The organism is Candidatus Defluviilinea proxima, from assembly GCA_016721115.1.
Classification (GTDB): Bacteria; Chloroflexota; Anaerolineae; order Anaerolineales; family Villigracilaceae; genus Defluviilinea; species Defluviilinea proxima.
Genome location: JADKIW010000001.1, coordinates 392,335 through 414,882, shown reverse-complemented (window position 1 = coordinate 414,882; position 22,548 = coordinate 392,335). Strand labels below are relative to the sequence as shown.

General features: G+C 51.0%; 19 protein-coding genes. All 19 read left to right on the top strand.

What is annotated here, in order from left to right:
- Nucleotides 1–17 precede the first annotated feature (17 nt).
- Entirely contained in the window at nucleotides 18–230 is a 213-nt protein-coding gene (locus tag IPP66_01980) for a toll/interleukin-1 receptor domain-containing protein (GenBank protein MBK9924036.1), read from the top strand.
- A gap of 40 nt (nucleotides 231–270) precedes the next feature.
- Nucleotides 271–1,224, top strand: a complete 954-nt coding sequence (locus IPP66_01975) for a TIR domain-containing protein (GenBank protein MBK9924035.1) — start codon at nucleotides 271–273, stop codon at nucleotides 1,222–1,224.
- A 180-nt stretch (nucleotides 1,225–1,404) separates the two neighbouring features.
- A complete protein-coding gene (locus IPP66_01970; GenBank protein ID MBK9924034.1) occupies nucleotides 1,405–4,452 on the top strand; it encodes a glycine--tRNA ligase subunit beta in 3,048 nt (1,015 codons plus the stop codon).
- Between the two features lie 200 nt (nucleotides 4,453–4,652).
- Nucleotides 4,653–5,594, top strand: coding sequence for a hypothetical protein (locus tag IPP66_01965; protein MBK9924033.1), 942 nt, complete (start codon nucleotides 4,653–4,655; stop codon nucleotides 5,592–5,594).
- 140 nt (nucleotides 5,595–5,734) lie between these two features.
- A complete protein-coding gene (locus IPP66_01960; protein ID MBK9924032.1) occupies nucleotides 5,735–7,639 on the top strand; it encodes a DNA primase in 1,905 nt (634 codons plus the stop codon).
- A 46-nt stretch (nucleotides 7,640–7,685) separates the two neighbouring features.
- The gene (locus IPP66_01955; protein MBK9924031.1) at nucleotides 7,686–9,308 is read left to right on the top strand and encodes a sigma-70 family RNA polymerase sigma factor; all 1,623 of its coding nucleotides are present in this window, start codon (nucleotides 7,686–7,688) and stop codon (nucleotides 9,306–9,308) included.
- Between the two features lie 192 nt (nucleotides 9,309–9,500).
- Nucleotides 9,501–9,854 (top strand): NADH-quinone oxidoreductase subunit A, encoded by a 354-nt coding sequence (locus IPP66_01950; GenBank protein ID MBK9924030.1) that lies wholly within the window; start codon nucleotides 9,501–9,503, stop codon nucleotides 9,852–9,854.
- Nucleotides 9,845–10,327, top strand: a complete 483-nt coding sequence (locus tag IPP66_01945; protein MBK9924029.1) for an NADH-quinone oxidoreductase subunit B — start codon at nucleotides 9,845–9,847, stop codon at nucleotides 10,325–10,327. Before IPP66_01950 ends, IPP66_01945 begins: the two co-directional genes overlap by 10 nt.
- 96 nt (nucleotides 10,328–10,423) lie before the next feature.
- Nucleotides 10,424–10,936 carry an NADH-quinone oxidoreductase subunit C gene (locus tag IPP66_01940; GenBank protein ID MBK9924028.1) on the top strand — a complete coding sequence of 171 codons (513 nt, stop codon included), beginning with the start codon at nucleotides 10,424–10,426 and terminating at the stop codon, nucleotides 10,934–10,936.
- A 3-nt stretch (nucleotides 10,937–10,939) separates the two neighbouring features.
- Complete coding sequence (locus IPP66_01935) at nucleotides 10,940–12,169, top strand: NADH-quinone oxidoreductase subunit D (protein MBK9924027.1); 1,230 nt, start codon at nucleotides 10,940–10,942, stop codon at nucleotides 12,167–12,169.
- Nucleotides 12,166–12,672 carry an NAD(P)H-dependent oxidoreductase subunit E gene (locus IPP66_01930; GenBank protein ID MBK9924026.1) on the top strand — a complete coding sequence of 169 codons (507 nt, stop codon included), beginning with the start codon at nucleotides 12,166–12,168 and terminating at the stop codon, nucleotides 12,670–12,672. Before IPP66_01935 ends, IPP66_01930 begins: the two co-directional genes overlap by 4 nt.
- The gene (gene nuoF, locus IPP66_01925) at nucleotides 12,672–13,922 is read left to right on the top strand and encodes an NADH-quinone oxidoreductase subunit NuoF (protein ID MBK9924025.1); all 1,251 of its coding nucleotides are present in this window, start codon (nucleotides 12,672–12,674) and stop codon (nucleotides 13,920–13,922) included. Before IPP66_01930 ends, nuoF begins: the two co-directional genes overlap by 1 nt.
- Complete coding sequence (nuoG, locus tag IPP66_01920) at nucleotides 13,922–16,369, top strand: NADH-quinone oxidoreductase subunit NuoG (GenBank protein MBK9924024.1); 2,448 nt, start codon at nucleotides 13,922–13,924, stop codon at nucleotides 16,367–16,369. The genes nuoF and nuoG overlap by 1 nt, the downstream gene beginning before the upstream one ends.
- Entirely contained in the window at nucleotides 16,366–17,490 is a 1,125-nt protein-coding gene (gene nuoH, locus IPP66_01915; protein ID MBK9924023.1) for an NADH-quinone oxidoreductase subunit NuoH, read from the top strand. The genes nuoG and nuoH overlap by 4 nt, the downstream gene beginning before the upstream one ends.
- Nucleotides 17,477–17,995, top strand: a complete 519-nt coding sequence (gene nuoI / locus IPP66_01910) for an NADH-quinone oxidoreductase subunit NuoI (GenBank protein ID MBK9924022.1) — start codon at nucleotides 17,477–17,479, stop codon at nucleotides 17,993–17,995. Before nuoH ends, nuoI begins: the two co-directional genes overlap by 14 nt.
- Nucleotides 17,996–18,004: 9 nt before the next feature.
- On the top strand, nucleotides 18,005–18,526 hold the full coding sequence (locus IPP66_01905) for an NADH-quinone oxidoreductase subunit J (GenBank protein MBK9924021.1): 522 nt from the start codon (nucleotides 18,005–18,007) through the stop codon (nucleotides 18,524–18,526).
- Nucleotides 18,526–18,828: an NADH-quinone oxidoreductase subunit NuoK gene (gene nuoK / locus IPP66_01900; GenBank protein ID MBK9924020.1), complete on the top strand. Its 303-nt coding sequence runs from the start codon at nucleotides 18,526–18,528 to the stop codon at nucleotides 18,826–18,828. The genes IPP66_01905 and nuoK overlap by 1 nt, the downstream gene beginning before the upstream one ends.
- 2 nt (nucleotides 18,829–18,830) lie before the next feature.
- Complete coding sequence (locus IPP66_01895; GenBank protein ID MBK9924019.1) at nucleotides 18,831–20,984, top strand: NADH-quinone oxidoreductase subunit L; 2,154 nt, start codon at nucleotides 18,831–18,833, stop codon at nucleotides 20,982–20,984.
- Nucleotides 20,985–21,028: 44 nt separating this feature from the next.
- On the top strand, nucleotides 21,029–22,537 hold the full coding sequence (locus tag IPP66_01890) for an NADH-quinone oxidoreductase subunit M (protein MBK9924018.1): 1,509 nt from the start codon (nucleotides 21,029–21,031) through the stop codon (nucleotides 22,535–22,537).
- Nucleotides 22,538–22,548 lie beyond the last annotated feature (11 nt).

Below are 22,548 nucleotides of genomic sequence, written 5' to 3'. Positions count from 1 at the left end.
ACCAAAACGGGACGGATATGAACGAACCTAAACGCCCATTGAAGGTTTTTCTCTGCCATGCACACGCGGACCGTGACCCCGTCCCACAAGGGGATGATATGCGCGGACTCTACTCCCGCCTGATCAAAGACGGCGTGGACGCATGGCTCGACAAAGCCAAACTCATCTCAGGACAGGGTTTCGACAGGCTCAACCTACCAGATTGGGAATTGGAGATCATTGGATATTGAAGCTAAGTTCTGATCATCTTGTTAAAATAAAAAGGTTACTATGACTATTCCGTGTGCTCTCTTAGTTGACGATCAGCGTGATGTAGTTCGCCTCCTCCGTGCAACTTTAAATACACTTGGGCATGAAATGAATATCATTGAAGCCCCTTCGGGCGAGGAAGCATTGCTGGAAGCATCTCGTCGTAAAATTGATTTGCTAGTAGTGGATTATGGATTAGCTGGTATCTCTGGTGTTGAGACAATGAGAAAGATTCGTATTCGATACCCTTCTATGAAGTCTGTCATTATTACAGGTTGGGCTGAACGCAAAGTGCTTGAAGAGATACGAAATTCTGGAGTGGACGCCTATTTTTTTAAGCCGATCCCTCTTGCGGATTTTTTAGATGCGGTTGAGAGATTCTTAGGTTTTAATCAAACTATCTTTCCACCAGTAGAAGAAACATCAAAGCCTCCTCTGCAAAAAATTACGACAGAACCTAAGAAGAAACTTCCAAAATTAGGTGTAGAGAATCCTCCAAAAGTATTTATATCCTATGCTTGGGAAGACGATGTTATAAAGTGGGTACGTAATTTTGCAGCACGTTTGAGGGCTGATGGAGTTGATGCAATATTAGATCAGTGGTCGGCAGTGCCAGGAGATCCTTTGTCTGATTTTATGGAGAAATCTTTACGTGAAAGTGAATATGTGCTTGTTGTCTGTACGCCGAAATATAAAAATAAATCAGATGGTCGAGAGGGTGGAGTAGGGTATGAGGGAAATATTATCACTGGTGAATTATTAGCGAAAAATAATCACCGCAAGTTTATCCCTGTTTTGTATAAGGGGCCTTGGCAATTGGCTGCTCCATCTTGGGCGTCAAGTAAATTTTATGTTGATTTGAGTGATAGCATAAACGCTGGCGAAAACTATCGTAATTTATTGAGGACTTTATACAGGAAAAATGCTACTCCTCCGCCATTAGGTGGTTTTCCTGATTTTTTGAATGAAGAGTAAAATATAATATATTGGACAACTAACAAAAGAAACCCTCTTAATGATTCAATAAAAAGCAACTTTTCCTGCCGCATGAAGCGCAAAAGGATGGAGAATGGACATCACCCCATTCTCCATCTTCCATTAACCATCAGTTATAATCTCCCCGCACAATCCTCAATCCCAAATCGGAAATCGTAAATGCAGAAATCTTCTTTCCAAGAAATCATCCTCAAACTACAAGACTTCTGGGCATCGCACGGATGCCTGATCACACAGCCTTACTACACCCAGGTCGGTGCAGGGACAATGAACCCAGCCACTTTCCTGCGCGTGCTCGGACCCGAGCCGTGGAACGTGGCGTATGTCGAGCCGTCTGTCCGCCCCGATGACGGGCGCTACGGCGAGAACCCCAACCGCTTCCAACTGCACACCCAGTATCAGGTCATCCTCAAGCCCGACCCAGGCAACCCGCAGGAACTCTATCTCGAGTCGCTCAAAGCCCTCGGCATTGACCCGCGCCAGCACGACATCCGCTTCGTGGAGGATAACTGGGAACAGCCCGCCATCTCCGCGTGGGGCTTGGGTTGGGAGGTCTGGCTCGACGGGCAGGAGATCACGCAGTTCACCTACTTCCAGCAGATGGGCGGCGTGGCGCTCGACCCCGTCTCGGTCGAAATCACCTACGGGCTCGAACGCATCCTGATCGCGCTCAACAACGCCAAAGCCATCTGGAATGAAGAATACGGCGCAGGCGTCACCTACGGCGAGATCCGCCGTCAGGAAGAGTTCGAACACTCCAAATATTATTTCGAGACCGCCGACGTCGAACGCGTCCGCGCCATGTACGACCTCTTCTCCGCCGAAGCCGACGCCTGTCTCGCACAAGGTCTCATCGCCCCCGCGCACGACTACGTCCTCAAATGCTCGCACTGCTTCAATATCCTCGACACCCGCGGCGCGATTTCTGTTGCTGAGCGTCAGGCATTTTTTAGACGCATCCGCGAATTGGCAAAGGGCGTGGCAGTCTCCTACGGTGAACAGCGCAAGGGACTGGAATATCCGTTGCTCAAAAAGACCACGGACAACAGACCATCGACCACAGCCAAACCATCGTCCACCGTCAATGGTCCATCGTCATTCTTACTAGAGATTGGCATCGAAGAACTCCCTGCCTCTGATGTGGATATCGCTCACACGCTTTTATCTACCCGTGTGCCGACTCTCCTCAAAGAATTGAATCTTGCTCATGGCGACGTGCGCGTCTTTACAACCCCGAGGCGGATCGTCGTTTCAATTGACTCTCTCGCCCCGAATCAGCCAGACCGCGAAGACCTCGTCAAAGGTCCACCCGCTGATAAAGCTTTCGACAAAGACGGCAAGCCCACGCAAGCCGCGCTCGGCTTTGCCAAGAAAAATAATCTCGACCCTGCCACACTCGAAGCCCGTGAGATCGACGGTGGAAAATACGTGGCGGCTGTCGTCAAGCAAAAAGGACGCCCCACCCCCGAAGTCCTCGTGGACGCGTTGCCCAAACTCGTCGAGAGCATCAAGTTCGAGAAGTCCATGCGCTGGAATGAATCTGGCATTGCCTTCTCTCGTCCCATCCGCTGGTACGTGGCCCTGCTCGGTGACATGGTCATCCCGTTTGAATATGCGGGTGTTGTGAGTGGCAATATCTCACGCGGACTTCGCCCATACGGCTCGCCTGATATCAAAATCCCTTCGGCTGACGCGTACTTCGACACTATGCGCGAAGCTGGAATCACATTAGATAAAGAAGAACGCAAAGCTTCCATCATTGAACAAATCAACCAAGCCGCATCTCTCGTCAGTGGCGAAGCCATCATTGAAGAAGGTTTGTTGAATGAAGTAGCAAATCTTGTTGAGATGCCCACGGCTGTGATGGGTGGTTTCAACGAAGAATTCCTTGCTCTGCCTCGTGATGTACTCATCTCAGTGATGAAGAAACATCAGAGATACTTCCCTGTACAACGCGTAGGGGCGACCCTACAAGCGGGGTCGGGAAATGAGTCAGGCAAGGCTTCTTCGCAATCTGGCGCATCGTCAGACCGTGGCGGGTCGCCCCTACTGGCGAAATTTATCGCAATTAGAAACGGTGATGACATTGGCATCAACACCGTCCGTGAAGGGAATGAGCACGTCCTTGGCGCGCGCTTTGCCGATGCGAACTTCTTCGTCCGCGAAGATTTGAAGCAACCTTTGGAAGCTTATCGTCCTAAACTTTCCACATTGACTTTTCACACGAAACTTGGCTCGATGTTAGATAAATCTGAGCGCATGACTAAATTAGCACCTGAACTCACGGATATGCTTGGAATTAAGGTGGAGAAGAGAGATGTTGCAAGTGCTGTGTTTCTTGCTAAGGCAGATTTGGCTACGCAGATGGTTACTGAGATGACTTCCCTGCAAGGCATTATTGGTGGCGAGTATGCACGAAGGTCTCCTGATATCCATTCGTCAACTGCGAGTGCTATTAGTGAGCAATATCTCCCAGTTCCTCCTAGCGATATTGGTTTGATTGTTGCCTTAACTGACCGAATTGATACGCTTGTTGGTTTATTCGCGGCAGGTCTTGCACCCACTGGCGCAAAAGACCCATTTGGTCTACGCCGCGCCGCCATTGGTGTTGTTCAACCCCTCATAGAGCATGATGTTGATTTTGACCTTGCTGAAGCCGTGAAGAAGTCAGCGAAGACACAGCCTATCGAAGTCACTGCCGATGTGCAAAAGCAAATTCTCGATTTCATTGCAGGCCGTTTGAAAGTTGTCTTGAATGATATGGGCTATAAATATGATGTTGTAGATGCTGTCCTTGCGGAGCAACGCAAAGCGGCCAACCCTGCGGCATCGGCTCGGGCGGTGAAGCAACTGTCCGCTTGGGTAGGACGCGAAGATTGGCCCACGATATTGGCCGGGTACGCAAGATGCGTCCGCATCACGCGCGATCAGAAAGAAACTTTCAAGGTCAAAGAAAAATCCCTGCGCGAAGTGGAAGAACGCACACTGTTCGAAGTCTTCAACCTTCAGAACACAACCTTCAACGGGGAAGTGGATGCGTTCCTTAATGTTGTCGTCAAACTCATCCCCTCGATCACTTCCTTCTTCGATAAGATCCTGGTCATGGCCGATGAGAAAGACGTGCGCGAAACTCGTCTGGGATTGTTGCAGAGGATTGCCAGCCTTGCCGATGGTGTGGCGGATCTCAGCAAGCTCGAAGGTTTCTAGAAGACGTAATTACCCCCGAATTTAATTTGGGATGCAGAAGAACGCTGATGTATGCCGACACTCACACTGGTAATTCGGTGCAGGTGTAAAAAGCAAAGATCAGCGTTCTTTTATTTTTATCAGTGACCATCTCGAAACTGCTGTGTAAAATAGGAACCTTGTGTTGTTTTGTTCCGTTATAGTTTAGTAGGAGACATACAATGAGATACATACTTATAGTTTGTTTATTGATATTAACCGCATGTAACGCTCCTGTTGGGACCCCCGTCACGGAATTCACGCCGATGCCCGAATCAACATTGGCACCTGTTCACACGGAAACTGCAACGGTACCCCCCGAATCAACCGCGACTGCATTGCCGACTTCACCGCCTGCCAGTCCTCCTCCTGCTACGGAGGTTAAGGACCGTCCCTTTTCTGCCACTCTTGTGAGAATGTTTACAGGTCCGTTCATTTTGTTGGGTGGGACAGAAAATGGCGAATGGTTGAGCCCGGAGTCTACGGTTTCGCGCCTGTCGGGCGGTGAAACGTATCAAGGTTTCATGGATACTGGACCGACGGGTACGATCAAAGGAAATTTGCCAAAACTTAATCCTCCCTGTCGTCAATATCAGGTTGAAACAGATTCGTATCCAGCTGGTGGCCGGGCGGTAGCGATCACCGGGGGCTGGAATGCAGTGCCTCGTACTCCACAGGATATTTCAAACAACCAAGATCTCTATGTGGAAGAGATCAGACAGTGGTTGATCGGGAAAGGCTTTTCGGAACCAACCATCAAGATCAATCAGATCCTGCGTGTTGATATGGAGGGGGATGGGACTGATGAAGTGTTGATTAGCGCATCTAATTTTGTTGAACCAACGGGCCACACTGTTCAGCTCGGAGATTATTCACTGGTTGTGATGCGAAAAGTGACTGGTAATACCGTAGAGACACTTCCCGTTGTTGGCGACTATTATGACCAGTACGTTGAGAATCAGTTCCCCCTAACATATCGAAGCCTGTTTGTCGCAGATCTTAATGACGATGGCATTCTTGAAATTCTGGTGGGAGCTACCCGTTGGGAAGGGAATGGAGTTCTTGCGTATGAGGTGAAAGGGACCGAGATACACGAGATCTATAATTTGTCTTGCGGCTTATAAAGAGCGGCATAACGACCTTTCATCTGATGAGGCATTAAATTCATATTCTCAAGCATGAGCTGATTATCAAGGTCTATTCAATAGGGTAGATGTGGGTGATTTGCTAATCTTTGCAAGCAAGTCTATAATTCAACCATCCTATGTCCACTATTGATGAGATCAAAGCCCGCATTGATATCGTCGACCTCGTCTCTGAGGCCGGTGTAAAACTGCGCCATGCAGGCAAGAACTATACGGGGCTTTGTCCGTTCCACGATAACAAGAAGACGCCTGCCTTTGTGGTCTGGCCTGAGTCTGGGACTTGGCGTTGCTTTGGTCAATGCAATGAGGGCGGCGACATCTTCAAGTTCGTGATGAAGCGCGAGAACCTTGATTTCAAGGAAGCCATGCAGAAGCTGGCTTTGCGCGCAGGTGTGGAGATCAAGGAATACCAGCGCGAGACCCCACAACAAAAGGAAGCGTTTGAGAACCTCCGTAAGTTGTTGGAAGATGCTGTCGTTTTTTATCGCAGTCATCTTTTCGCCAATGAAGAAATTCTGAAGTATCTACGCGAGAAGCGTGGACTGACCGACGCGACCATCGAGACCTTTGGCTTGGGGTATGCCCCTCAAGGCTATGACAATGCTCTCAAACACTTTACCCAACGCGGTTACAAAGAACAGGATTTGATCGATTCGGGCCTGTTGACCGAACGGGAAGATGGCAAACGTTACGATAAGTTCCGTCATCGTATCATGATCCCCATCCGTGATGAGAATGGAAAGATGGCGGGCTTCGGCGCTCGCATCGTCGATCCGAACGATATCCCTAAATTTTTGAACTCACCTGAGACCCCGATCTTTTCAAAGGGACATTTGCTCTATGGGCTGGATAGAGCGCGCAAGCCGATCCGTACTGCGGACCAAGCCGTGATCGTTGAAGGATACCTCGATGTTATTGCCTTGCATCAGGCGGGCTATGAGAATGTTGTCTCGCCGATGGGCACAGCGTTGACGGAAGACCAGTTACGTTTGCTCAAGAAGTTCACACGCAAGATCGTCCTTGCGCTCGACCCAGATGTGGCTGGCCAAAAAGCTGTGTTGCGTGGGCTTGATGCAGCGCGCTCCGCGATGGATAAGGAAGGTGAACTTGCCTTCGATGCACGCGGACTCCTCCGTAACGAGGCTCGTTTGCAGGCCGATCTGCGAGTTGCATCCATCCCTGATGAGCTTGACCCTGATGAAATTGTCGCGCGCGATAGAGATGAGTGGGCGCGGATCATTGAAAGCGCCAAGCCGATCGTTACGCATGTGATGGAAACGCTCGTTGCAGGACAAAACGTCAACGACCCGAAGGTGAAGAATCAGATCGCGGCGCAGATCGTTCCGTTGATCGAGGATCTGCCGAACCCATTGGAACGCGATACGTATCGTCAGGCGTTGGCGCGAATGCTACGGGTAAATGAAAGCGCATTAACCGGGACGCAGGCTCAAAGTCCGAAGGTGAAGCGACCGAGGGCCACTCAACAGGCACAAGTTCAAGAGTCGCCTAAAGTGACGGTGGCTGTCTCGTCCAGCAAGAAGGTCGAGGAATATGTTATCGGTGCCTTGTTCAATAAACCTGAGATGTTGTACCGTCTTGACCGTCTGTTGCAAGAATATGGATTGACAGCGTTGGATGTGCAGGATTTCGACTATACTGACCATAAGTTGTTGTTTGGGTTGATCCGCGAATCGGTGGAGCAGTATAAGACGGAGCATCACGAGTTCGTCGTTGATGCATTGCCCGAATCTTTGCAGGCGCGTTCACTGGAGTTGGTGAAAGAGACCGAAAAAGTGGAGCGCATGGAAGATAAATTGATGGAAGAGTTGTTGCGCGGTGTGATCAAGTTGCGGCGCGTGGCCGCGGGCGAGAACCTGAACCAGTTGCGTTTCTTACAAGAAGAAGCACAGCAAGGTGATGACCTGCGAGCAACTTCTTATCAAGAACTGGCGTTGCAGAATACGCGCTTATTGCGAGATCTGGATCAGGCATCGCGTAAGATGACGATGAAGCGACTGGTCTAATTACGTAACAATTCATTTGGTACAACGTCAAGGTAATAAAGGGTTTATGGCTGAAAAAAAGAAACAACCTGCATTGGCCAAGAAAAATCTTACATCACCTCAAGAGCCGCATTCACCGCAGGCTCATGAGGAGTTGTCGGGTAAAAAGATAAAAGGGGATAGCGGCCTCTTGATCAGAATGAATGGGTTGGTGGATGATGTGTTGACGGGGGATGAGTTGGGGGATCCAGATGTCAATGCCCTTGCGCAGGAAGAAGAACTTTTAGAAGATGATGAATTAGATATCAAGCGCCCAGAGATCGCTGCCGAATTATCGGAAGATCCTGTCCGCTTGTACTTGCGTGAGATCGGGCAGGTCAAGTTGCTTGATTCTGATAGCGAGTTCCGACTGGCAACGATGATCGAGGCCAATCGTCTCTTGAGTGTATTTCGTCGTCATCCCATCCGCAAAGGGCTTACACCTGCGGGGTCCATTCATCACGCGATTCTTTCTGAGCTTTATACCTCGTGGGAGCGTTTGCTTGAGGATGCTGATCGCATTCATCACGAGCCGCCCGATCTGGGATTGATGTTGACTGAAGCGCAAGCCTTGCGTGCTGGCGGGCAATCGGATGTGCCTTCGTATTTGCGTGCGTTCTTGGACAACGGCAAATGGGGGAGCGACCCTCTTTGGGATGACTTTGCGCGAAAATCCTACTCGGTCTTTCTAAGCTTTTATCTGATCCCGTTCAATTATGCGACGTGGCTCCTCAGCCTGATCAACCAAAAACATCAACTGCCCAATCTGCGGACGATGTATCAACATCTCCCCGATGAACAGGAATTGCTCGCACAAATGGAAGTGGTCAAGGCTCGCGCTACCGAGGCCAACCAGGCATTGATCAGTGCGAACCTGCGTTTGGTGGTCAGTGTCGCCAAGCGATACCTTGGGCGCGGCATTAACTTCCTTGACCTGATACAGGAAGGGAATATTGGCTTGTTGCGTGCGGTCACCAAGTTTGATCCACGCCGAGGTTTCAAATTCAGCACCTACGCAACGTGGTGGATCCGTCAGTCCATTAATCGCTCGATCGCAGAGCAGGCGCGCACGATCCGCATTCCGGTGCATTTGTTCGAGTCTATTACCCGTATTCTGCGTGTGCAAAGACAATTGACACAGGAATTGGGGCGTGACCCCAACGCCGAAGAACTCGCGCTCGAAGTGGGGTATCTTCCCGCTTCTGATGTGCAGGCCATTTTGCGCGCACACTCTGAAGAGAAGCCCCTTTCGCAAGACCTGCAACATAAACTGGATACGGCCACGCAAAAAATAGACCGCGTACTCCGCTCTGCGGAGGAGCCGGTCTCTATTGACGGCCCGGTGGGGGATGAGGACTCTAGTTCGCTCGGCGACTTCATTGAAGATGAAGATGCGCTTTCCCCCATGGATGCGGCCGCCCGTCAGATGCTCCGGGAACAGATACGCAGTGCCCTCACATCCCTGGCCGACCGCGAACGTGAAGTGCTGGAAATGCGCTTCGGCCTGCTTGATGGGCAGGACCATACGCTGGAAGAAGTAAGCCGCTACTTCGATGTGACGCGTGAGCGCATCCGTCAAATTGAAGCGAAGGCGCTCCGTAAATTACGGCATCCCTCCAGGAGCAGAGAATTGCGGGATTATTTAGGATAACCAAGAGCAGGTCGCGTTTCAAATGCGACCTGCTTTTATTTTTTGTAAAAAAACACAATCCGACAATTATTACCAATTTTGTGAAAAGAGGCACTTTCTCTAGCCCTCAAAAACCTCTTATGTTATACTCCCGACCACGTTGTGCAAGGAAGTACAAATACACGCCTATTGCGGGCGTTTTGAGGTATTTTAATGCTCGAATACGTTGCAATTGCACTTATGATCGCGCTGGCAACCATCGTTGCACTGATAGCAATCGGTTTGGGGTATTTATTCGGTCCACGAAAACAGTCTGAAGCTAAAGCATCACCTTATGAATCAGGTATTACTCCCTTCGGTGAAGGGACACGTCGTATGCCTGTGCGTTTTTATATGGTGGCTGTGTTGTTCATCCTCTTCGATATCGAAGTAGTGTTCTTCCTGCCGTGGGCAGTGACGTTCCGTAAGCTTGGGATATTTGGATTGATCGAAATGATCGTCTTTATCGCTATCTTATTGGTTGGATACTTTTATGCGTGGAAGAAAGGAGCTCTCGAATGGGAGTAGAAGAAAAACTTGGCAATATGGGCATCGTGACCGCGAAACTGGAAGACCTTGTCAACTGGTCTCGCACGAACGCGATGTGGCCCATGTTGTTTGGACTTGCTTGTTGTGCGATTGAGATGATGGCCGCTCAGGCCGCTCATTATGATATGAGCCGCTTCGGTATGGAGATCATGCGTGCCAGCCCGCGTCAATCGGACCTGATGATCGTGGCCGGTCGCCTTTCAAAGAAGATGGCGCCGGTGCTCCGCCGCCTCTATGACCAAATGCCCGAACCCAAGTGGGTGATCGCCATGGGCGATTGCGCCTCTTGCAGTGGTGTATTCAATAATTACGCCCTTGTGCAGGGTGTGGACGAGATCGTCCCTGTCGATGTGTATGTAGCTGGCTGTCCTCCGCGTCCGGAAGCATTGATTCATGCAGTGGTGACCTTGCATGAAAAGGTCAAGGGCGAGAAGTTCATCGTGAAGGAATAGCGTCATTGCGAGGGCGATAGCCCGAAGCAATCTCCAAGATAATGATGGGATTGCTTCGTCGGGCTACGCCCTCCTCGCAATGACGGGGTAGTGATTATGGATAAGAGACTTGAACCAATCGTAAAGGTTTTGCAGGATAAGTTCAACGTAACCTATGAAGAGTTCCGTGGGGAAGTGCATGTATTTCTTACAATTGAACAGATCATCGAAGCGTTAACCCTCCTGCGCGACAACCATGAATTTGAATTGTTATCTGCAATGACCGCGGTGGACTATTGGCCTCAACAGTCCCCGCGTTTTCATGTCATTTATCAGATGTCCTCTCTGGCAAAGAATCTAACGTTACAGTTGAGAATTCCAGTAAACGGTGACCAGCCCAAAGTCCCGACTGCGACGCGTGTATATGAAGTGGCGAATTGGCGTGAGCGTGAGATCGCTGATATGTTCGGCGTTGAGTTCGAAGGTCATCCTGATCCGCGCCGTATCTTGATGCCTGAGGATACAGAAGGACATCCTCTTCGCAAGGACTTCCCGCTTGGTTATGAAGAACCGCAATTTACCTTCAACTTCGAAGAGATCGACCTTCGCAAGCCGTATGCAAAGGAATAGGGAATGACTCAATTAGAAGAAGCCAATTACGAACAATATAAACACTTGGTTTCAGAACGTGCATTTACCGGTGAAACCATGTTATTGAACATGGGGCCTCAACATCCGTCTACACACGGTGTATTACGCTTGTTACTTGAACTCGATGGCGAGACGGTTGTCAACGCCATCCCAGAGATCGGCTACTTGCATACGGGTGTTGAAAAGAACATGGAGTACAAGACGTACATCAAGGCGGAGGTGATGACTGACCGCCTCGATTACATGAACACAGTTGGAAACAACCTTTCCTACTGCATGGCCGTTGAGAAACTGGTTGACCTGGATGTGCCGCCACGTGCGCAGGCCATTCGTGTGATCCTGACCGAAATACAACGCATCATCTCGCATCTCGTTTGGATCGGTACTTTTGGTCTCGACTTGAACGCTTCCTCCATGTTCATGTATGCATTCCGCGAACGTGAAATGCTTTTGGATATTTTGGAATTGTGCTCGGGCCAACGCATGATGACCACGTTCATCCGCCCCGGCGGTATCTGGCGCGATGTGCCTGTGGAATTCGAAGCCGCAGTGCGCGATTTCATCAAGATCTTCCCGAAGCGTATTGACGAATACGAAGCTTTGTTGACGAAGAACCCGATCTTGCTGGACCGTTTGGTTGGCATCGGCTATCTGGATGCCGCTACTGCCCTTCAACATGGTGTGACCGGGCCGACGTTGCGTGCTTCTGGTGTGGACTGGGACTTGCGCAAAGCTCGTCCGTATATGGGTTACGAACAATATGACTTCAATGTGCCTGTCCGCACGGAAGGTGACACCTATGCACGGTATATCGTCCATGTGGAAGAGTTGCGCGAATCGTTGAAGATCGTGGAACAAGCTTTGAACAAACTGCCGATGGGCTCGGTGCGGAGTGAGAACCGCAAGTTCGTCACCCCGCCACGTTCCGAGATCGGTGTAAGCATGGAAGCGCTCATCCATCACTTCAAGTTGTGGACGGAAGGTTTCCCTGCGCCGAAGGCGTCCATTTATAGCGCGGTCGAGTCACCGCGTGGTGAGTTGGGTGTTTACCTCGAAGGTGATGGTGGCCCCAAGCCGTATCGCGTTCACATGCGCACGCCCTCCTTCGATAATCTGTCGGTCCTTCCCAAGATCGTAAAGGGAACTCTTGTTGCCGACCTCGTTGCCATTCTGGCTTCCATTGATATTGTGCTCGGAGATATTGACCGATGAGCCTTGCGAAAACGTACCCTAAAGAAGTAAAACAAATATTGTCAAAATATCCGCCAGAGCATAAACGCTCAGCGGTGATGCCGTTGTTATACCTTGCTCAACGTGAGGAAGGTTACATCACGAAAACTGCAATGCAGGATATTGCCAAACTACTCGATATCACCGAGACGGATGTTGCGGCCATCGTTGGCTTCTACACCCTGTATCATGATGAGAAGGCCGGTAAGTATCGTATGCAGGTTTGCACCGATCTGCCTTGTGCATTACGTGGTGCTGAACAGTTTATGGACAATCTCTGCTCCAGCCTTGGTATCAAGGTGGGGGAGACGACACCCGATGGCGTTGTGACCCTCGAAGCAGTAACTTGTCTCGCCGCGTGCGATAAGGCTCCCATGTTCCAAACACAGGGACCGGATGGCATCAAATATCACGAGAACATGACCGTGGATAAGACGATGGAATTGGTTGCCGCGCTCAAGAAATCAGCAGGGGAGGTGAAGTAATGGCACACGTTCTGTTACGTCATCGCGATATCCCCGATATCAACAAGCTCGAAGTCTACAAGAAGAACGGCGGGTTTGCCGCATTTAAGAATGCGGTCACCAAGATGAAGCCCAACGAAGTGACCGATGTGGTCAAGAACTCCGGTTTACGTGGTCGCGGAGGCGCAGGCTTTCCGACCGGTATGAAGTGGTCGTTCATTGACAACAAGAACTGGCCTCATTATGTGGTGGCCAATGCGGATGAGTCCGAACCGGGCACTTTCAAAGATCGCGAGATCATGGAAAGCAATCCGTTCCAATTTTTGGAAGGTCTTGCCATCGCATCGTATGCGGTTGGCGCGAATGCCGCATATGTGTATCTGCGTGGTGAGTTCTGGCAGGTGGCCGCCATCCTCGATGAAAAGATCGCGGAGATGGAAGAAGCAGGTTACCTCGGTAAGGAACTCTTCGGCACAGACTACTCGCTCAAGATCTATACCCATCTCGGCGCAGGTGCATACATCTGCGGTGAAGAGACCGCTTTGCTCGAATCGCTCGAAGGTAAACGCGGACAGCCTCGTGTGCGTCCTCCATTCCCGCCTTCGTATGGTTTGTATGGCAAGCCGACCATTATCAACAATGTTGAGACATTTACCAATGTACCAATGATCCTTGAAAAGGGAGCAGATTGGTATAAAGGTCTCGGAACTGCCGACAGTGCTGGCGTGAAGATCTTCTCACTTTCTGGCCGCGTGAAGAAGCCTGGTAATTATGAACTGCCGTTCGGCACTACCTTCCGTGAATTGATCTACACTCACGGCGGTGGTGTGGTTGACGATAAAAAAGTGAAAGCCATCATGCCTGCGGGTGCATCATCCTCCCTTATTGTTGTAGAGGATGAAAAGGTCCTTGATACACAGATGGACTATGCCACCGTTCGCACAATTGGTGGAGACCTTGGGTCTGCCTCTGTAATTGTGGTGGACGAAACCATCTCGATTGATTGGATCATCAACAAGACCATGCATTTCTTCCGCCATGAATCGTGCGGTAAATGCACCACTTGCCGCGAAGGCACGTACTGGATGTCTCACCTTACGGAGCGCATCCATGAAGGTCATGGCAAGCCACAGGATGTTGATCTGTTGTTGAATGTGGCAAAACAAATGCAAGGCAAGTGTCTGTGTGCGCTCGGAGAATTCTCGACGATGGCGGTTGTCACAGGCATCGAGCGATTTAGAAAAGATTTTGATAAAGCGGTGAATGCATAATGAGTAAACAAGTCACGCTCACAATTGACGGAACACAGGTCACGGTCCCGGAAGGGACGTATGTGGCTGATGCCGCAAAGATGGTCGGTATCGACATCCCTGTTTTTTGTCATCATCCAAAACTTGAACCTGTCGGCATGTGCCGTATGTGTCTGGTCGAGATCGGTCGCCCCATGCGCGACCGCGCCACCGGTCAGTTCGTCATGGAGAACGGTGCGCCGAAGATCCAATTCATGCCCAAACTCGAAACCGCCTGTACCAACCGGGTCGAGGATGGCATGGTGGTCCTCACAAAATCTGAAAAGGCAACTTCCGGGCAACGCGGAACGGTTGAGTTCCTGCTGACCTCACATCCGCTTGATTGTCCGATCTGTGATAAAGGCGGCGAATGTCCGCTTCAGAATCTGACAATGGCGCACGGCCCTGGCCAGAGCCGCTATCTTTACGATGAAAAGAAACACATGGATAAGATGGTGCCGCTGGGCGAATTGATCTATCTCGACCGCGAACGCTGTATCCAATGTGCGCGTTGTATCCGTTTTCAAACGGACATCGCTGGGGACTCGGTCCTCGGCTTCGATGAGCGTGGACGCTCCACCCAGATCGTCTCTTTATCGGACCCCGGATTTGATTCGGTTTTCTCGGGCAATACCTCTGACATTTGCCCTGTCGGCGCGTTGACCACGGCAGACTTCCGCTTTGGCGCTCGTCCATGGGAATTGCAGGCACAGGCTTCCATCTGTACGCAATGCCCTGTGGGATGTAACACCACGTTGAACACTCGTCGTGAAGCCAAGGCTGACGGCAAGATCGTTGTCAAACGTGTGATGCCTCGCCAGAACGAAGAAGTGAACGAGATCTGGTTGTGTGACAAAGGCCGCTTCGCGTATCACTACGCCGAAGGTAAGGAACGCCTCACTCGCCCGCAGGTTCGTAAAGATGGCAAATTGGTGCGCGCTTCATGGGATGCCGCGACCAAACTTGCCGCTGAGAACTTCCTCGCCGCGAAGAAGAATTTTGTCATTCTGGCTTCGGGCAGACTCTCGAATGAAGACCTGTTCAATTTGAAATCGCTTTCTGAGCATTCGGAAGGCAAGGCGTACCTGTACTCTCACATGGCTGGCGGTGAATTGACATCGCTTGTCGGTGTGGGGGAGGGGACGAACTTCGCCAAGATGGGTGCAGGCACGACCATTGTCGTGGTGGCCTCCAATTTATATGAAGAAGCGCCGATCTGGTATCTGCGTGTCAAGCAGGCGGCGGAGCGTGGCGCGAATTTGATCGTGATGAATCCGCGCGAGACCAAACTTGATCGATATGCTTCCTATGTGGTGCGCTATGCGTACGGCGATGAAGTCAAGACCATTCAAGACCTGGGCAAGAAGAGCAAGATCAGCGATACATTCCTGAACGCCGCAAATGCCGTCATCCTTTATGGAAGTGATGGACTCGGTGTTTCAGGTTCTGCCGCAGTTGCCTCTGCCTGTGCGAAGTTGTTGCAAGATAATAACTTTATCGGTAAACCCAACAACGGGCTCATCGGTGTGTGGAGCCGTGCGAACGATCAGGGCGCATGGGAAATGGGCTTCGAAGTGGAAGAAGACCTCGCAAAGGTGTTGAAGGGCAAATCCGTGTATATCGTCGGTGCTGACCCAGTGGCGGACGACCCGAAACTGGCGAAGGCCCTTGAAGGCGCTGAGTTCGTGGCTGTGCAGGATGTGATGGAAACCGCGACGACTGAGATCGCGAATGTGGTTCTGCCTGCGCAGGCATTCACCGAACGCGAAGGGACAATGACCTCCGGCGAACGACGTGTACAACGCTACTATCCTGCCGTTCCTGTGACGGGCGACGCGAAGGCTGATTTCTCGATCACCTCGCAGATCGCGCGTCATATGGGTGTCATCCTCGAAGGGACAGCGGTTTCTGCCGTTTTCGATATTTTGTCCGAGTCGGTCAAATCGTTCGAAGGTTTGAATTATGCAAGACTCGCTGAAGTGAAACCGCAATGGCCGATCGTTGGGCGCGGTGATGTATATTACGGCGGCACGACCTATGAGAACACACAAGGCATGGGCGTACAACTGTCAGCGGCGGCAACGCGCGGAGAAAAGCTGAGCATACCGAAGGTCCAGAAAGAAGCGGCTCCTCGTCCGAAAGAAAATGAATTGCTGGCGGTACCTGTCACAAAGTTGTATGACCGTGGTACGACAATCCTGCCTGCTGAATTGTTGCACGAACGCATCGGCGATGCGAGTATCTCGTTGCATCCTGATGCCGCGAAAGATCTGGGTGTGGAAGCTGGGCAGACCGTGAACGTGAGCTTCAACGGTGTGAGCGGTGAAGTGGTTGTGAAGCTGGACGATACGATCTCGGTTGGTGTGGCGTTGATCCCGCGTTCGATGGGCTTGGCGATCCGCGAACCTGTTGCGGTGAAGGTGAAATGATGTTATCGGATTGGACACTCTGGCTGGAATGGTTTATCAAATCGCTGGTGGTGATCTTGGGATTGCTGACCGGGTTTGCCTACCTGACGTGGTATGAACGCCGCGGGCTGGCACGCATTCAAGCGCGCATTGGCCCGAACCGCGCGGGCTGGCAGGGCTTGCTTCAACCGATCGCGGATGCGGTCAAGTTGATCTTCAAAGAAGAACTTGTGCCCGCCAAAGCGGACAAGGTGTTGTTCTTCTGGGCGCCGGTCATCACAATGGTGCCCTCGATCATCATTGCGGCGGTTATCCCGTGGGGACCTGCAATCGAGATGTTCGGCCGTATGGTTAAGTTGTCTGTGGCCGAGATCAATGTAGGTGTGTTGTACATGATGTCCATTGCATCCATTGCGGTGTATGGCATTGTGTTGGCAGGCTGGGCTTCGAACAATAAGTATGCGATGCTCGGTGGTATTCGTTCCTCGGCGCAGATGATCTCGTATGAACTTGCGCTGGGACTTTCTTTTGCCACTGTCATCATCATGGCGAACTCGATGAACTTGACGAAGATCGTAGAAGGGCAGGAGAAGCTTTGGTATATTTTCCTCCAGCCTGTGGGAGCGGTCATTTTCTGGATCGCGACACTTGCAGAAGTAAACCGTTCGCCGTTTGATATGCCCGAAGCCGAGCAGGAATTGACAGCTGGTTATTTCAGCGAATATTCCGGCATGAAGTTCGCTTTGTTCTTCATGGCAGAATATCAGAAGATGATCGCAGTCAGCGCTATTTTGGCAACACTGTATCTCGGTGGCTATCTTGGCCCCTTCATTGACAAACTCCCGTGGCTGGGACCGATCTACATGATCATCAAGATCATCATCTTGTTGGGTGTCATGATCTGGGTACGCGCCACCTGGCCTCGCATTCGCTATGACCGCTTGATGTCGTTCGGTTGGAAGATATTGCTTCCGCTTTCGCTGGCGATCACATTCATTACTGCGACCGGCCTTCTGCTTTACGAAACATATGGTAACCCAGTGTATTACTGGGCGATCCCTGTCCTTTCCACCATTATCGGTTTGTTTACTGTTGTAATGATCTATCGTACTTTGAGGAGACTGCCTCATGAGCGTGCTTGATCCCCTTGTTGAGTTATTGCGTGGTTTGGGTACCACGTTCAAACTGGCTTTGGAAAAGCCGGTCACATATCAATATCCCGAACAGAAACGCGAAGTACGTCCGCGCTTCCGTGGTCGTCATGTCTTGAAACGGTATGACAACGGCCTCGAAAAGTGCATTGGATGTTCGCTATGTGCCGCAGCCTGCCCAGCGGATGCGATCTTCGTGGAAGCCTCTGAGAACACGGACGAAAAACGCTTCTCTCCTGGAGAGAGGTATGCTTCGACCTACGAGATCAATATGCTCCGCTGTATCTATTGCGGATTTTGTGAAGATGCCTGTCCCACCGAAGCGATCGTGCTCGGTGATAATTACGAACTTTCATTCTTGAGCCGACGCTCTGCCATTTACACCAAAGAGAGTCTGTTGGAAGCCGTCCCCACCGTGGATATGACCACACCTCGCAAAGTGGAAGCCGGTGTATTCACACGGTCGGTGCCTGAAATGAAGGATCCACAGGATTAGTGAGTGCCCATGTCTGGTGATCTGATACTCTTCCTTATTCTTGCCCTCGTTGCCATCGCCACTGCGATGGGTATGTTGCTTAGTAAGAATGCCGTTTACTCTGCGTTGTTCCTTGTGTTGAACTTTGTCACAGTGGCAGTCTTCTATTTGTTGCTTGGCGCGCCGTTCATTGCCATGTCGCAGGTGACGGTGTATGCCGGTGCGATCATGGTCTTGTTCCTGTTCGTCATTATGTTGCTCGGCGCCGAGAAACTTTCTGGCGAATTTGAGTGGCGAAAAACACTATTCCCTGCATCTCTGGCCCTCATCCTCGTTGCCGAAGCGACCTACCTCCTTTTGACTAAGGCCCGCCCTGTTGGTGACGTCCTTGCGCCAAGTGATGCGGTGAATCAACCGGAGGCGTTGGTTGAGTTGGGTAAAGCTCTCTTCGGCCAATTCCTTCTGCCCTTTGAAGTGACGTCCATTTTGTTGCTGGTCGCAATGGTGGGTGCTATTGTGTTGACCAAAAAAGAGAAAGGGGAGCAGAAATAATGGTCCCTGTTGAGTATTACATCATTCTTTCCGCTATTTTATTTAGCATCGGCGTGCTCGGTGTTCTTATTCGCCGCAATGCGCTCATCATTTTCATGTCTGTAGAGTTGATGTTGAATGCATCCAACCTGGCGATCGTTGCGTTCAGCAGTGCCATCAAATCATTGAGCGGGCAGATCTTCGTGTTCTTCGTTATTGCTGTTGCCGCGGCGGAAGTCGCTGTGGGGCTGGCCTTGATCGTTGAGATCTTCAAGTCCAAGCACAGCATTGACGTGGACCAGATGAGCAGTTTGAAGGGATAGGTATGTTCTTAAGCGAAGCAACTCCTTCAGGATTTTTCTTTTTAGCGCCGTGGCTGGTGTTCTTTCCGGTCATTGGTTTGCTGATCAACATCATCTTTGGCCGCAGGTTCAGTGAAACAATCATCGGAACCGTAGCAAGCGTTGCCTCGGGCGCGGCTTTCGTTGTCAGCGTGCTGTTGGCATATTCGGTCGCGGCGGGCGGAGGTCACGCTGTGAGCGTGCCTTTCGCAGAGTGGATCCACATCGGCGACCTTGCTCTCGATTGGACTTTCCGCGTCGACTCATTATCCACCACGATGATGTTGGTCGTTTCAGGCGTTGGGACTCTCATCCACATTTACGCCATCGGATACATGCACGAAGACGTCCGCTTCAAACATGACGAAGGTCGGTTCGGCCGCTTCTTCGTTTTTCTCAACCTGTTCATTGCCGCGATGATGGTGCTCGTGAGCGGTGACTCGTACCTGATGTTGTTTGTCGGTTGGGAGGGCGTGGGGCTTTGCTCCTTCCTCTTGATCGGCTTCTGGTATGAGATGGACACGCTCGCGCGACCCTCATGGGCAAACTCAAATGCCGCGAAGAAAGCCTTTATCACCAACCGCGTCGGCGACTTTGGTTTCCTCATCGCTGGCTTTTTGATGTACTGGTTCCTCGGTCACAGTTTCCAATTTGATCATGTCTTTGAAGCTGCAAAGGAATTGGCGGCTACCCAGCAAGGTCAGAATGTGATTGTCGCGATCACACTGTGTATGCTCGTGGGTGTGGCTGGTAAATCAGCACAGATCCCGCTGTACATTTGGTTGCCCGACGCGATGGCGGGCCCAACACCGGTCTCAGCCTTGATCCATGCCGCGACGATGGTGACCGCAGGCGTATACCTCGTCACACGTTCGGCGGAGTTGTACACGCTCGTACCGCAAGCGCAAAATATCGTTGCGCTGGTTGGCGCGGCTACGGCGCTTTTTGCCGCGACCATTGCCGTCGGTCAATATGATATCAAGAAGGTGCTGGCTTACTCGACCATTTCACAACTTGGTTTCATGGTGGCGGCGGTCGGTATGGGTGCATTTGCCGCTGGCATGTTCCACTTGATTACACACGCCTTCTTCAAGGCTTTGCTCTTCCTTTCAGCTGGTTCTGTCATCCTCGGTATGGAACGCGGACATCATCACGCCGCACATGCCCATCATGATGACCATGGAAAAGGCAAAAAGAAAAATAATAAGAAGGAAGAACACCACGAAGAAGAGCATCATGAAGTGTTCGACCCTGGTGATATGCGTAACATGGGTGGGCTTCGCAAGACCATGCCCGTCACGTTCTGGCTCTATATGATCGGGACTTTGGCACTCGCTGGTATCTTCCCGTTCGCTGGTTTCTGGTCGAAGGATGAAATCCTTGCGGATGCCTTCAAGGAAGGTTTCACCAGTGTGTATGTGTTATTGACCATCGCTGCGTTCTTCACTGCTTTCTATATGGGACGTCAGATTTGGATGGTCTTCTTTGGCGAGGCGCGTCATGAAGCGGCCTCACATGCAGAGGAAAGTCCCAAAGTGATGACGGTACCGTTGATGGTGCTGGCATTCCTGTCCGTTGTTGGTGGGGCGTTGAACTTGCCCGGTCTGCATACTTTGACAGCATGGCTGGAACACACCATCGAGATCCATCCGGGTGAGTTCGTGATGAGCGTCGCTGTGATCTCTACTCTTCTTGCTCTTGCGGCTATCTTTATTTCATGGCTCATCTACGGACGCAACCCACTCAAGGTTGGTCAGATCGACCCATTGAAGAAACCGCTTGGCGCTTTGTTCACAGGCATGGAAAACAAATGGTATGTGGATGAGATCTATCAAGCCATCATCATCACTCCGTTTGCGAAATTATCCGAATTCCTTGCGGATGTGATCGACTGGAAGTTCTGGCATGACTTTGTCCATGAGACGGTCATTGCGGGGACGTACAGTTGGGTAAGCAGTATTGCCCTCAATGAGTATGCCGATCAAAAAGGCATTGACGGTATTGCGAACTGGCTGGGCACAGCAACGCAATCTTTATCGGCGACCATGCGTAAGGTCCAGAACGGATTCGTGCGCTCGTATGCGTTGTCTGTATTGTTGGGCGTCGTCCTTATCGTTGGATATATTATTTTGAAGTAATCTCTTGCTCTTTCAACCCTGAAAGAGCGTAATGAGGATAGAACATGAATTTTTTCCTGCAACCGCTAACGCTACTGACCTTCTTCCCCCTCGTGGGCGTGTTGGTCCTGTTCTTCATTCCCAGTGACCGAAAGTCCGCATTGCGCTGGACTGCGCTCGGCGCGACACTGGTGACGTTTGCCATTTCCCTTTGGGTGCTAACACAATTCAACGCATCAGACGTGGAATTGCAACTGGTCGCCAAATATGACTGGATCACCGTCGCTGGCTGGAACATCCAATACCATCTCGGTTTGGATGGCTTGAGCATCCTGCTTGTTTTGCTCACCGCGTTCCTGACGCCGATCTCGATCCTCTCCACGTGGACAGCTGTTGAAGACCGCGTCAAGGATTTCATGATCTTCTTCCTTCTTTTGGAAGTAGGCATGATGGGCGTGTTCCTCGCGCAGGACCTGTTCCTGTTCTACATCTTCTGGGAATTTACACTCGTGCCAATGTACTTCCTGATCGGTATCTGGGGCGGACCTCGCCGCATCTATGCCGCAGTGAAGTTCTTCCTCTACACAATGGCTGGCTCCATCTTGATGTTGCTCGCCATTCTGTACCTGGGAATTTACGGAAAGACTTTTTCTGTTCCTCAACTGATCGCACAAGGTGTTCCATCTGATGTTCAGATGTGGCTCTTCCTTGCATTCACTGCTGCATTCGCCATCAAGGTCCCAATGTGGCCGTTACATTCGTGGTTGCCCGATGCCCACGTCGAAGCTCCGACTGCTGGCTCCATCATTCTTGCAGGTGTCCTGCTGAAGATGGGTACCTACGGTTTCGTCCGCTTCAACCTGCCGCTTTTCCCTGAAGCCGCTGTCAAAGCCGCTCCTTATATAGCCCTCTTCGCGACCATCGGTATCATCTATGGTGCGATGGTTTCCTACGCTCAAAAGGACGTCAAGAAACTGGTCGCGTATTCCTCCGTCAGTCACCTTGGCTTCGTGATGCTCGGCCTCTTTGCGATGAATCCTGAAGGTATTGCAGGCGGCATCTTGCAAATGATCAACCACGGTCTCAGCACCGGCGCGTTGTTCCTTCTCGTCGGTATGATCTACGAACAGACTCACACCCGTGAGATCAAGGTCTATGGTGGTCTGTGGAAGATCACTCCTGTTTTCGGTACGATCATGTTGATCGTCTCGCTCTCCTCGATGGGCCTCCCTGGCTTGAACGGCTTCGTGGGTGAGTTCACCATTTTGCTCGGTGCATTTGGTTCAAAAGCCATTAACAATAATGTATATGCCATCCTCTCCGCACTCGGAGTCATCATGGCGGCCGTGTACATCCTCTACATGTTCCAAAAGATGTTCCTCGGTCCGCAAGGCGAGATTGTGGAAGAAGTCAAGAAACACGGGCACGCCATCCGCGACCTCAACGTGCGCGAGATCATCACAGTCCTGCCCCTGCTCATCTTCATCTTCTGGATCGGTCTATACCCGAAACCCTTCTTCGACCTCATGGCCCCTGCCGTGCAACATCTCGTTGATATGTTACCCATTGGCTAACCGCCAAGAGC